Annotated in this window: 8 protein-coding genes and 2 pseudogenes; 8 read left to right on the top strand and 2 right to left on the bottom strand. The window is 73.9% G+C overall.

The window, feature by feature from the left end; genetic code table 11:
* Window positions 1-84 precede the first annotated feature (84 nt).
* Entirely contained in the window at window positions 85-1098 is a 1014-nt protein-coding gene (locus CLT71_RS24475; RefSeq protein ID WP_101369170.1) for a glycine betaine ABC transporter substrate-binding protein, read from the top strand.
* A 210-nt stretch (window positions 1099-1308) separates the two neighbouring features.
* A complete protein-coding gene (locus CLT71_RS24480) occupies window positions 1309-3861 on the top strand; it encodes a hypothetical protein (RefSeq protein ID WP_101369171.1) in 2553 nt (850 codons plus the stop codon).
* Window positions 3862-3919: 58 nt separating this feature from the next.
* Here CLT71_RS24480 and CLT71_RS24485 read toward each other — a convergent pair whose 3' ends face one another.
* A complete protein-coding gene (locus CLT71_RS24485) occupies window positions 3920-5083 on the bottom strand; it encodes an NADH-quinone oxidoreductase subunit D-related protein (protein ID WP_101369172.1) in 1164 nt (387 codons plus the stop codon).
* Between the two features lie 82 nt (window positions 5084-5165).
* The gene (locus CLT71_RS24490; protein WP_101369173.1) at window positions 5166-6239 is read right to left on the bottom strand and encodes an SAM-dependent methyltransferase; all 1074 of its coding nucleotides are present in this window, start codon (window positions 6237-6239) and stop codon (window positions 5166-5168) included.
* Between the two features lie 261 nt (window positions 6240-6500).
* Here CLT71_RS24490 and CLT71_RS24495 point away from each other — a divergent pair.
* From CLT71_RS24495 to nadC, 6 genes and pseudogenes are all read left to right on the top strand, one after another.
* A pseudogene (locus tag CLT71_RS24495) lies at window positions 6501-7373 on the top strand (Rossmann-like and DUF2520 domain-containing protein); the annotation flags it as partial.
* A 148-nt stretch (window positions 7374-7521) separates the two neighbouring features.
* Window positions 7522-8361 (top strand): annotated as a pseudogene (panC, locus tag CLT71_RS24500) (pantoate--beta-alanine ligase); the annotation flags it as partial.
* 157 nt (window positions 8362-8518) lie between these two features.
* The gene (gene panD / locus CLT71_RS24505) at window positions 8519-8944 is read left to right on the top strand and encodes an aspartate 1-decarboxylase (RefSeq protein ID WP_101369174.1); all 426 of its coding nucleotides are present in this window, start codon (window positions 8519-8521) and stop codon (window positions 8942-8944) included.
* A gap of 130 nt (window positions 8945-9074) precedes the next feature.
* The gene (locus CLT71_RS24510) at window positions 9075-9980 is read left to right on the top strand and encodes a septum formation family protein (RefSeq protein ID WP_101369175.1); all 906 of its coding nucleotides are present in this window, start codon (window positions 9075-9077) and stop codon (window positions 9978-9980) included.
* 134 nt (window positions 9981-10114) lie between these two features.
* Window positions 10115-11815: an L-aspartate oxidase gene (locus tag CLT71_RS24515; protein ID WP_101369176.1), complete on the top strand. Its 1701-nt coding sequence runs from the start codon at window positions 10115-10117 to the stop codon at window positions 11813-11815.
* Window positions 11816-11829: 14 nt separating this feature from the next.
* Window positions 11830-12717, top strand: a complete 888-nt coding sequence (gene nadC / locus CLT71_RS24520; protein WP_101371745.1) for a carboxylating nicotinate-nucleotide diphosphorylase — start codon at window positions 11830-11832, stop codon at window positions 12715-12717.
* The last annotated feature ends 31 nt before the right edge of the window (window positions 12718-12748 follow it).

The following is a 12748-nucleotide window of genomic DNA, read 5'->3' on the forward strand; positions in this document are numbered from 1 at the left end:
CACGGGCGGCCGTCTGTCCTGTCGCCCGTCGGACACGCGGCCGGCCCATCCGGGCCGCGCCGGGACACAGGAGGCGGGCGTTTCATGCGTACACGCACACGTCTGGCAGTCGGCGCCGCCGGTGCCGTCGTCGCGGCCGGTTTTCTCGCCGGCTGCGGTGGAGCCGGTTCGTCCGGCACCCAGGCCCCGGCAACCGGGGCGCAGGGTGCGGGTTGCGCACCGGTGGCCGGGTCGAGCCTGGTCGTGCTCGACGACGACAAGAAGCTCCAGAACACCGACAACATCATTCCGGCCATCAACAGCAAGGTGGCCCAGCCGCAGCTGATCGCGGCCCTGGACAAGGTCTCCGACAGCCTCGACACCAGCAAGCTGATCGGGTTGAACAAGGCGGTCGACGTCGACCGCAAGACCCCGAAGGTCGCCGCCGAGGAGTTCGCCTCGGCCAACAACCTCACTGCCGGCATCCCGACCGGGGGCACCGGCTCGATCACCGTCGGCGCCGCCAACTTCAGCGAGAGCCAGACCCTCGGCGAGCTGTACCGGATCGCCCTCACCGCCGCCGGCTACCAGGTCAAGGTCCAGCAGATCGGCAACCGCGAACTCTACGAGCCGGCACTGGAGAAGGGCGACATCCAGGTCGTACCGGAGTACGCCGCGACCATGGCGGACTTCCTGAACAACAAGGTGAACGCGAAGGGCGGCGCCACCCCGCCGCCGATCTCCTCACCGGATCTCAACCAGACGGTGAGCGGGCTCAAGGCGGTTGGCGAGAAGGTCGGCATCACCTTCGGCAAGCCGTCGGCGGCCCAGGACCAGAACGCGTTCGCGGTCACCAAGGAGTTCGCCGACAAGTACGGCGTGCGCACCCTCAGCGAGCTGGCGGCGAAGTGCTCCGGCTCGGCGACCGTACTCGGCGGCCCGCCGGAGTGCCCGCAGCGGCCGAAGTGCCAGGCCGGACTCGTGCAGGTCTACAACTTCAACGCCGGCCGGTTCGATTCGCTCGACGCCGGTGGCCCGCAGACCAAGTCGGCGCTGACCAGCGGCACGATCAGTGTCGGGCTGGTCTTCTCCTCCGACGGCGCGCTCGCCACGAGCTGACCGCCGATGCCCGGCTCGGCTACGAGCTGACCACAGGCGCCCAGCTCGCTACGAGTTGACCACGGGCGCCCGGGGAGCTGAGTCGGTTCCCGGGCGCGAGCGGCGGAACCGACCGAGGCCGGTCGACGGCAGCACACCCTGCCGTCGGCCGGCCTCGCGCGTTGGCGCCGGCATTTCCGTCCCCGGCAACTGTGGGTAGGCTCGACTGCCATGCCAGCACGCGAGGCCACCGAGGAAACCCGCCGTCGGCCGCTGCTGACCGTACTGTTCTGGGTCGGGGTGGGGCTGGCTCCGCTGGCCGCCCTGTTACTGCTGGTCGGGCAGGGTAACGGGCCGCTGCGGATCGCGGCTGTGCTCGCCGTGCTGGCGGTCGTACTCATCGGACTGTCGATCACTTTGCGTGGCGACTCGGAGGGTGTCCGGCTGGATCTGGAGGAGACCCTCATCGAGGAACTCGACGACCTGCGGGGCGAACTGCGCAACGACATCGCCACCGCCGCCCGCGCCACTCACAAGGCGTTCGGCGAGAAGCTGGAGGTCGTACAGGGCAACGTCGAGGCGCTGCGGGGCCAGATCGATGCTGTCCGGGCTGCTGCCGCCGTGCCGGGTACCGCCGCACCGGGCGCACCGTCCGCCGCGATCGGCCCGGCTGCCGCCGCTGCGGCGGTGGTCGGTGGTGCGGCCGGTACCGCCAGTGTGGGTGCGGCCGGGACTGCCAGCGTGGGTGTGCCCAGGACCGCCAGCGTGGGTGTGCCCGGTACCGCCAGCGTGCCCGCCGGGCGAGCGTCGGCCGAGCCGGGCCAGAACGCCTGGGCCGGCACCGAACCGGGTCGGCCCGGTCGAGTACCGGACGAGCCTGACTCGGCGGGCTGGGCACCGGAGGAGCCTGCCTCGGCGGCCTGGGCGCCGGGCGGCCCTGGCCGGGACCGTGCCGGTGCCCGCCCCGACGGGCCCCGCCGTGCGGGAGGCGGCGCGGCTCCGTCGCACGCCGCAGGACCGCCCTACTCCGCAGGTCCGGCCCACGGCGCGGGCCGCCCGTCGCACGCTGCGGGCCCGTCGCATGCGGCCGGTCCGGCCCACTCCGCCAATCCCGCTCACTCCGCCAATCCCGCTCACTCCGCCAATCCCGCTCACTCCGCCAATCCCGCTCACTCCGCCAATCCCGCTCACTCCGCCAATCCCGCTCACTCCGCCAATCCCGCTCACTCCGCCGGTCCCGCTCACTCCGCAGGTCCGGCCCACTCGGTGGAGCAGGGCGACACCGGGGAGTTCCACGGCGGGCCGAGCGGCTTCCAGGGCGGTACCGGCTACCGAGGCGGTGGCTACCAGGAGCGCGGCTATCCCGACGGCGACCGGACCGGCCCGGGCCGGGGGCGGTACGGCCGGGACGACGACCCGGCGGCCGAGCCCGGGCAGTACGGCCACGGCCACTCGTGGGCGCAGGGCGCTCGGCCGCATCGGGGCGGCCCGGAGGGGATGCCGGGCGGCCACGGCGGTGTTTCCGGCCCTCCGCTCGGCCGGGGCGTGGTCCGGCACACCGAGACCGTGCAGGTGACCACCAGGCAGACGATCGTCGGCGGGCACGAGGACGACGGCGGATACGGCGGCGGAACCTACGGTGGCGGCGTCTACGGCGGCGCCCAGTCGGGCGGCTACGGCAGTGGCGGTTACGGTGCTGCCGGCCAGAGTGGCGGCTACGGCGGCGGTGGCCAGTCGGGCGGCTATGCCAGCGGCGGCTACGGCGGCAGCGACGGTTACGGTGCCGCCGGTCGGGGCGGCGGCTACGGCGGCGCCCAAGCGGGTGGCACCTACGGCGGCGCCCAGGCGGGTGGCACCTACGGCGGCGCCCAGGCGGGTGGCACCTACGGCGGAGCCCGGGCCGGCGGGAGCTATGGCGGCGGGAACCATGGCGGCGGCCCCTACGGCGGTGCTGAGGAGCGGGCCGGTGGCCCGGGGCGAGGTGGCGACGGGCGTCGGGGCGGTGCCGGGTACGACGCCGACTACGGCGATGGACCTGAGCGCGACGGACGCGACGGGGACCCGGACGAGTGGCGGGGGGCGCGGGGACGGCAGGCCGCCGAACCCGCCGACGAGGGGCGGGACGGCCGCCGGTTCGGCGATGGCGGCTGGCGCGGGCGTACGGCCGATCCGGAACCGGACCCGGGCATCGGAGACCCGGCTGACGACTCGTACTGGGCCGATCTGCGGGCCGGAGACCGCTGGACCTCGGTACGCAGCGACGACCGGGGGCGCGAGGTCCGGATGGGCGAGCGGCGGGCGTCGATGCGGGCCGACGAGTCGGGTACGGAGCTGCGGGTCGAGGACCGCTGGGCGGAGATGCGCGGGCCGGAGCCGGGGCCGGACGAGGACCGGCGGGCGGGTCGCCAGTGGTCGGAGCCCGGAGTCGACGACCGGCGCTCCGGCGGTCAGCGCGGTTCGGCCGGTCAGCGCGCTCCGGGCCGTACCGGTGGTTCGAGCGGCTGGTCCGCAGACGATCCTGCCCAGCGCGACGGCGGTGGTGACCTCGGCGAGGGCCGGGGCTGGGAGCGGTCCGGCGGTGCTCCGGCGCTGCCGCCCGGAGGCGTGGACCCGGCGTCAGCCTGGGGGCCGCCGGGACAGCAGCCCGAGCCGGAGCCGGCCCGGCGGGGGCGGCGGCACCGCGACGACGAGGAGTACGGCTACCCGCCGCTGGACGAGGCGCCCCGGGCCGGCGGCACCCGACGGTCGGAGCACGGCTATCCCGCCGACGAGGACTGGCGCTGACCGCCCCGCCACCTGTCGACGGTGCAGCCGCGCCACCGGTTGAGTGCGCCGGAGGGCGTCACTTGTCGATGTCGCCGACGACGAAGAACATCGAGCCGAGGATCGCGATCAGATCCGGCACCAGGCAGCCGGGGAGCAGCGTGGCCAGGGCCTGCACGTTGGCGTACGAGGCGGTGCGCAGCTTCATCCGCCACGGGGTCTTGTCGCCCCGGGACACCAGGTAGTAGCCGTTGATCCCGAGCGGGTTCTCGGTCCAGGCGTAGGTGTGCCCCTCCGGCGCCTTCACCACCTTCGGCAGCCGCACGTTCACCGGACCACCGATCCGGTCGACCTGGTCGAGGCAGCGTTCCGCGAGGTCGAGTGAGACGTACACCTGATCGAGCAGTACCTCGAAGCGGGAGTGACAGTCCCCGGCGCTCCGGGTGACCACCGGCACCTCCAGCGACCCGTACGCCAGGTAGGGCTCGTCGCGGCGCAGGTCGAGGCCGAGCCCCGAGGCTCGGGCGACCGGGCCGGAGGCGCCGTACGCGGCCGCGTCGGCGGCGGAGAGCACCCCGACCCCGACGGTACGGGCCAGGAAGATGTCGTTGCGCCGGATCAGGTTGTCCAGGTCCGGCAGGCGGCGGCGTACCTCGCCGATCGCGGCCCGGGCCCGCCGGGTCCAGCCGGCCGGCACCTCCTCCTTGAGCCCGCCGACCCGGTTGAACATGTAGTGGATCCGGCCGCCGGAGACCTCCTCCATGACGGTCTGGAGGGTCTCGCGTTCCCGGAAGGCGTAGAACATCGGGGTGATGGCGCCGATCTCCAACGGGTAGGAGCCGAGGAACATCAGGTGGTTGAGCACCCGGTTCAGCTCGGCGAGGGCGGTACGCAGCCAGACGGCCCGCTCCGGCACCTCGATCCCCATCATCCGTTCGACCGCGAGCACCACACCCAGCTCGTTGGAGAAGGCCGACAGCCAGTCGTGCCGGTTGGCGAGCACGATGATCTGCCGGTAGTCGCGTACCTCGAAGAGTTTCTCCGCGCCCCGGTGCATGTAGCCGACGATCGGCTCGGAGGAGATCACCCGCTCGCCGTCGAGCACCAGCTTGAGCCTGAGCACCCCGTGGGTCGACGGATGCTGCGGCCCGATGTTCAGCACCATGTCGGCGGTTTCCAGCCCCGCCCCGGTGCCGACGGTCAGCTCCCGCAGCGCCCCGGTGTCGGCAGTCATGCCCGTCATCGTGCCACGATCCGCCCGGCGGCATCGCCGGCCAACTCGACGTCAGCGCCAGCACCGAGCATCTGGCCGGATCAACACCGAGTCATCCAGCCGTCCCGGCGCCGAGCCATCCAGCCGTCCCGGCGCCGAGCCATCCGTCAGGTCCGGGGTCGACGCCGACCGGTTGCAGCAGCCACCAGTGACCGCCGAGCCCGGCCGGGTCGGTCAGTTCGGCGGCCGTGGAGGCCCGGGCGAGCGCCCGGACGTAGCCGGCGGGGTCGGTCGAGGCCAGCGTCAGTGCGGGTCGGCGCCCGTCGGCCCCGAGCGCCCGCAGCGCACGGTGCTGTTCGACAAGGGTGTACGGCAGGCCGGCCCGCGCCGTACCGGCCGCCGCCACCGAGTCGATCGCGACGTGCGCGGTCAGGTCGCAACTCCCGTCCGGTACCGGGTCCACCTGCCGGCCGGCCCGGAACCCGGTGAGCGTGCCCTGCGACGGACGGCTGTCCCGTAGGTGTCCGTAGTCCACGGCGAGGGCCAGCCCCCGGTGCAGGCTGCCGACCGCCTCGGCCCAGGCGGTGTCCCGGGGCAACCCGATCTCCACCCGCTCCGGCGGGCGCGGGGCGGACCCGTCCCGGCCCGGGGTCGTCTGCCAGCGGCTCGGCCACCAGCGGGCCAGCCACTCCGTCTCGGCCGGGTCGAGCGGGTCGCCGGGCGACTCGGCGCCGGTGGCCGGATCGACGAGTACCCGCCGCCAGCCGGCCGGGCCGGCCTCCGCCACGTCCAGCGGTACGTTGTCGAGCCACTCGGTGCCGAGCAGCAGTCCGACGATCCGCTCCGGCAGGTCCGCTCGCCAGTCGATCGCCTCCGTCAGCGAATCGGGGCGGGGAGCGAGTTCGACCGCGGTCAGCCGGAGCCGGCTGGCGAGTTCCGGCGGGGCGAGCCGGGCCAGTGTGCCGAGGAGTTCACCCCGGCCGGCACCGATGTCGACCACCTGCAACGACTCGGGTCGGCCCAGCGCGGCGTCGAGCCGGTCGAGCAGCCGCAGCAGCGCGTCGCCGAGCACAGGTACGGCGTGTGCGCTGGTCCGGAAGTGCGCGGCCGGCCCGGCACCACCGACGAAGAATCCCCGGTCACCGTAGAGCGCGGTGGTCATCGCGGCTCGCCATCCGATCGGCATCGGCCCAGGTTATGCGGCGCCGGTCACCCGGGTCCCAACCCCGCCAAACGCCCCGCGACCGGCGGTGAAGGTTTTCACAACCTCTTGGTTCCGACCTGGCCGGACGGCGCATACTTGCGATCGACCGGTACCACTTATCGAGGACTGGATCACGCTATGAGCGCTTCCGCGCGCCCGCAGACCGCCACCTCCGGCGGGTCGGCCCGGCCATCGGCCGCCGCCCCGGGCCGTGAGCCGGCCGGTCAGGGCCAGCCGCATCCCATGATCCCCCGCCAGCTCACCGTCGGCGTGATCGGCGCCGGCCGGGTCGGTGCGGTGCTCGGCGCCGCGCTGGGCCGGGCCGGGCACCAGGTGGTTGCCGCCGCCGGGGTCTCGACCGCCGCCCGGGACCGGATCGCCCGGCTGCTGCCCGAGACCGCCGTACGCCCCGCCGACGAGGTGGCCCGGGCCGCCACCGACCTGCTGCTGATCGCCGTACCCGATGACTCGCTGGCCCCGGTCGTCGCCGGGCTGGCCGCGACCGGCGCGCTCCACCCCGGACAGGTGGTGGCGCACACCTCAGGCGCGCACGGGCTCGACGTGCTCGCCCCGGCCGTGGCGGTCGGGGCGCATCCGCTGGCGCTGCACCCGGCGATGACCTTCACGGGTACCGCCGAGGACCTGCACCGGCTGCCCGGCATCTCCTACGGGGTGACCGTCCCGGAGCCGCTGCGGCCGTTCGCCGTCCGGCTCGTCGCCGACCTCGGCGGGGTACCCGAGTGGATCGCCGAACCGGACCGCCCGCTCTACCACGCCGCGCTCGCGCACGGCGCCAACCATCTCGTCACGCTGGTCAACGAGGCGGCGGAGCTGCTTCGCGCCGCCGGGGTGGCCCAGCCGGCGAAGGTGCTCGGGCCGCTGCTGCGGGCCGCCCTGGACAACTCGCTGCGGCTCGGCGACGCGGCGCTGACCGGGCCGGTGTCCCGGGGCGACGCCGGTACGATCGCCCGGCACCTGGACCGGCTGGCCGTCACCGCCCCGGAGTCGGTACCCGGCTATCTGGCGCTGGCCCGCCGTACCGCCGACCGGGCGATCGCTGCCGGACGACTCCGCCCGGCCGACGCCGAGCTCCTGCTCGGAGTCCTCGCCGACCGGGATCGCCAGGTTCTGGCCGACCGGGATCGTCAGGTTCTGGCCGATGGGGATCGGACGGCTCCGGCCGACCGGGATCGCAAGGTCGCCGCCGCGTGACGACGACCGGGTGGCGGGCAGAGCGGCACGTGAGGGCAAGTGGGGAGTCGAGATGACCACGGTGTTGCGTACCCGGGCGGAGCTGGCGGCCACCCTGGCGCCGCTGCCCGGAAAGCTGGCGGTGGTGATGACCATGGGTGCGCTGCACTCCGGGCACGAGGCGCTGCTGCGGGCGGCCCGGGAACGGGCTGACACGGTACTGGCGACGATCTTCGTGAACCCGCTCCAGTTCGGTCCGAACGAGGACTTCGACAGGTACCCCCGGACCTTCGACGCCGACCTGGCGGTCTGCCGGGCGGCCGGGGTCCGGTACGTCTTCGCCCCGTCCCGGGAGGAGCTGTATCCGGACGGCGAGCCGATGGTCAGGGTCGACCCGGGCAGCCTCGGCGAGGAGTTGGAGGGCGCCAGCCGCCCCGGCTTCTTCACCGGGGTGCTGACCGTGGTGGCGAAGCTGCTCAACCTGCTTCGGCCGGACGTCGCGTTCTTCGGGGAGAAGGACTACCAGCAGCTCACCCTGGTCCGCCGGATGGTCCGGGACCTGGAGCTGGACGTCGAGATCGTCGGCGTGCCGACCGTGCGCGAGCCGGACGGGCTGGCGCTGTCCAGCCGCAACCGCTACCTGTCGGCGGCGGAACGGAACTCCGCGCTGCGGCTCTCGGCAGCGCTGCGGGCCGGCAGCGACGCCGCCGGGGCCGGGCGGGGTGCCGACGGTGCGCTCGCCGCCGCCTACCGCGCTTTCGGCGAGGGTACGACCGGCGCGAGGCTGGACTATCTGGTGCTGACCGCCCCGGACCTGGGCCCGGCACCGGTCACCGGACCGGCCCGGGTGCTGGTGGCTGCCTGGGTCGGCTCCACCCGGCTGATCGACAACATGCCGATCGAACTGGCTCCGGCTCCCGCTTCCGATCCGGTGCCCGCTCCCGATCCCGATCCCGCTCCGGCTTCCGATGCCGCTTCGGGTGGCTGAGGCCGTGGCTGAGGCCGTGGCTGAGGCCGACCGCCCGACGACGACCGCCCGAGACACCCCTGGACCACGGAGGACGTACCCGATGTTCCGCACGATGCTCAAGTCGAAGATCCACCGGGCCACGGTGACCCAGGCGGACCTGCACTACGTCGGTTCGGTGACCGTCGACGCCGACCTGCTGGACGCCGCCGATTTGCTCCCCGGCGAGCAGGTGGCGATCGTGGACGTGACGAACGGGGCGCGGCTGGAGACGTACGTGATCCCCGGTGAGCGCGGCAGTGGCGTGATCGGCATCAACGGTGCCGCCGCGCACCTCGTACACCCCGGTGACCTGGTGATCCTGATCTCGTACGGTCAGATGGACGACGCGGAGGCGCGGACGTACCAGCCCCGGATCGTGCACGTCGACGCGGCGAACCGGATCATCGAACTGGGCGCCGACCCGGCGGACGCCGTACCGGGAATGGTCGGCGACCCGGTGCGGGGTGACCTGGTCGCCACCGCCTGATCCGGGAGCGTTGCGACGCGCGCAGAGCTCCGTTGCGACGCGCGCAAAGATGATCTTCCCCTCCGGGTGACCCCGGCGGTTAACGTAGGGTGCAGCCATCCGGACCGTTGGTCGCCCTGGGGAGGACGCGATGCGCCGTTGGACGAGCGCCCTGGCGCTGGCCGGGGCGGTGCTGCTCGGCGTCGCCGGCTGTGCGCCTCCGGACGGCACCGACGGCGACCTCACCAACGACTGGGCTCCGGTCGGCGAGCCGGTGGTCTTCACCCCGGCGGCCGAGACCTGTCACGCGGCGGACTTCGCCGAGGCGGTCTACCTGTCGTCGTACTCCCCGGTGGACTGCACCGAGAACCACCGGCTGGAGACCGTGCACGTCGGCACCTTCGCCGGGGCGGCGGGCGAGGCGGAGAAGCCGCCGGCACCGGGCTCGGCCGGGTTCACCGGCGCGTACGCCGAATGCGACAGCCAGGCGCGCGGATTCCTCGGCGCGGACTGGCGTACCGGCCGGCTCTGGCTCGGCGTGGCGGTGCCCTCGCCGAGGGGGTGGGCGGCCGGGGCCCGGTGGTTCCGCTGTGACCTGACCGAAGTGTCCAACGTCGAGGAGAACGGCGACACGGTGAGCCGGACGGCGAGCCTGAAGGGCGCGCTGCGCGAGGCCGGGCCGCTGCGGCTGGGCTGCTACGCCACCACCCTGACCCGGACCCGGACCATCGACCGGATGCCTCCGGTGGAGTGCTCGGCCCGGCACAACACCGAGTTCGCCGGGGTGTGGCGGGCACCGGCGACGCTGAGATATCCGACCGCGGACCGGGACTGGCAGCCCTTCTACGACGGCTGCTACACCGTCGCCGCCCGGTTCGCCGGGGTGTCGCAGAGCACGATCCGGTTCCGTACCGGCGTGGTGACGCTGCCCGGCGGGCGGGACGAGTGGACGTCGGGCAACCGTGGGGTCCGGTGCTATCTGTGGGTCTCCGACGGGAAGTTCACCCGCTCGCTCAAGGGCGCCGGCGCGGCGGGGTTGCCGATCCGTACCGGATGATCCCGATCGATCCGGTACGCACCGCCCGCCGTCCGCTTCGCAGAGCCGCCCGCCGTCCGCTTCGAAGAGCGTCGTAGGCCACTTCTCCCGCCCCCGGGGCGCCCCGACCCACCCGTACCCGGTTGACTGGAGTGATGCAGTTTCCGATCGTCGACCTGCCGGTGGTACCCCGGCTGCTGGCCGCGCCGGCACCCGGCTGGGTGGAGACGACAGACGTGGTCGTGATCGGGTCCGGCATCGCCGGGCTCACCGCCGCACTGCACCTGCGCGAGGCGGGACTGCACGTGACAGTGGTGACGAAGGTCAACATCGACGACGGCTCCACCCGCTGGGCGCAGGGCGGCATCGCAGCCGTACTCGATCCGCTGGACACCCCGGCCGCGCACGCCTCGGACACCGAGCTGGCCGGGGTCGGGCTCTGCGACCCGGCGGCGGTCCGGGTGCTGGTGGAGGAGGGGCCGACCCGGCTGAGGGAGCTGATCCGGGTCGGGGCCGAGTTCGACCGCAACCCGGACGGCTCGCTGATGCTGACCCGGGAGGGCGGGCACCGGGCCGACCGGATCGTGCACGCCGGTGGCGACGCGACCGGGGCCGAGGTGCAGCGGGCGCTGCACGCGGCGGTCGGCCGCGACCCCTGGATCCGGCTGGTCGAGCACGCTCTCGTCCTCGACCTGCTCCGGGCACCGGGCGACAGTTCGGCCGGCCCCGGGCGGGCCTGCGGGGTCACCCTGCACGTGCTCGGCGAGGGTAGCGAGGACGGGGTCGGTGCGATCCTGGCCCGGGCGGTGGTGCTGGCCACCGGCGGGATGGGGCAGATCTTCGCCGCCACCACCAATCCGGCGGTCTCCACCGGCGACGGCGTCGCCCTGGCGATGCGGGCCAGTGCCGCCGTGACCGACCTGGAGTTCGTCCAGTTCCATCCGACCGCGCTGATGGCGCCGGTCGCTCCCGGCGGGGACGGCGTCCCGGCCCGGGCCGCCCAGCAGCCGCTGGTCTCCGAGGCGCTGCGCGGCGAGGGCGCATATCTGGTCGACGCGGACGGCAAGCGCTTCATGGTCGGCCAGCACGAGCTTGCCGAACTCGCACCCCGGGACGTGGTGGCCAAGGGCATCCACCGGGTACTCCTGGCCACCGGCGCCGACCACGTCTTCCTGGACGCCCGGCACCTCGGGGCGGAGTTCCTGGCCCGGCGGTTCCCGACCATCGTCGCGTCCTGCCTCGCGGCCGGGATCGATCCGGCCGAGCAGCCGATCCCGGTCGCACCGGCCGCGCACTACGCCTCCGGCGGGGTACGCACCGACCTGCACGGCCGTACCTCCGTCCCGGGCCTGTACGCCTGCGGCGAGGTGGCCTGCACCGGCGTGCACGGCGCCAACCGGTTGGCCAGCAACTCGCTGTTGGAAGGGCTGGTCTTCGCCCGCCGGATCGCGCAGGACATCGCCCGGGACCTGCCGGCCCAGGCCGAGCCGGCGCCGGTCGGGGCGTGGCGTGGCGGTGGCGGCGCGACGGTCGACCCGGCGGTACGGGAGAACCTGGCCCGGGCGATGACCCGGGGTGCCGGGGTGCTCCGTTCCGCCGACTCGCTCCGGGCGACCGCCGCCGAGCTGGTCACCCTCGGCGCGACCCGGGGCGCGCCGTGCACCGCGAGCTGGGAGGCGACCAACCTGCTGACGGTGGCCGCGGCACTGGTCGGCGCGGCGTACGCCCGGCAGGAGACCCGGGGTTGCCATTGGCGCGAGGATTACTCGGAATCACGCGACGATTGGCGCGGGCACCTCATCGGGTCGATCGGTCCGATGGGCCACCTGCGACGGAGCTGGGAGGCACTGTGCTGACGGAACCGACCACGATTACGGAACCGACCGCGCGGGCACTACGGGCCGCCGGACTCGACCCGGCGGAGGTGGCCCGGATCGCCCGGGCGGCGCTGGACGAGGACCTGGGGCCGGAGCGGCTGGACGTGACAAGTGTGGCGACCGTTCTGGACGACCAGGTCGACACCGCCGACGTGGTGGCCCGGGCGGACGGGGTGCTGGCCGGGCTGGCCGTGGCGGCGACCGTCTTCGAACTGGCCGGCGGGGCGGGCGTACGGGTGCTGCCGGTGGCCACCGACGGTGCCGAGGTCGCCGAGGGGGACGTGCTGGCCACGGTGACCGGGCCGACCCGGGGACTGCTCACCGCCGAGCGGACCGCGCTGAACCTGCTCTGCCGGATGTCCGGGGTGGCGACACACACCCGGGCCTGGGTGGCGGCGGTGGGCGGCAGCAAGGCGACAGTGCTGGACACCCGGAAGACCACTCCCGGGCTCCGCGCGCTGGAGAAGTACGCGGTACGCGCCGGCGGCGGCGCCAACAAGCGACTCGGGCTGTACGACGTGGCGATGATCAAGGACAACCACAAGCTGGCGGCCGGCGGCATCGGTCCGGCGTACCGGCGGGTCCGGGAGGCGTTCCCGGCGGTGCCGATCCAGGTCGAGGTGACCACGGTGGCCGAGGCGCTGGAGGCGGTGGAGGCGGGTGCCGACTTTCTGCTCTGCGACAACATGTCCCCGGCACTGCTGGCCGAGGTGGTGTCGGCGGTCGGCGACCGGGCCGAGCTGGAGGCGACCGGCGGGCTGACCCTGGCCACCGCCGCCGAGTACGCGGCGACCGGCGTCGACTACCTGTCGGTTGGGGCGCTGACCCACTCCTCACCTATCTTGGACATCGCACTGGACCTCCGCTCGCGCGCCGCGTAGCGGCGGGACGCGCCACGACTCGGGGTTCGGG

Source organism: Plantactinospora sp. CNZ320, assembly GCF_002846275.1.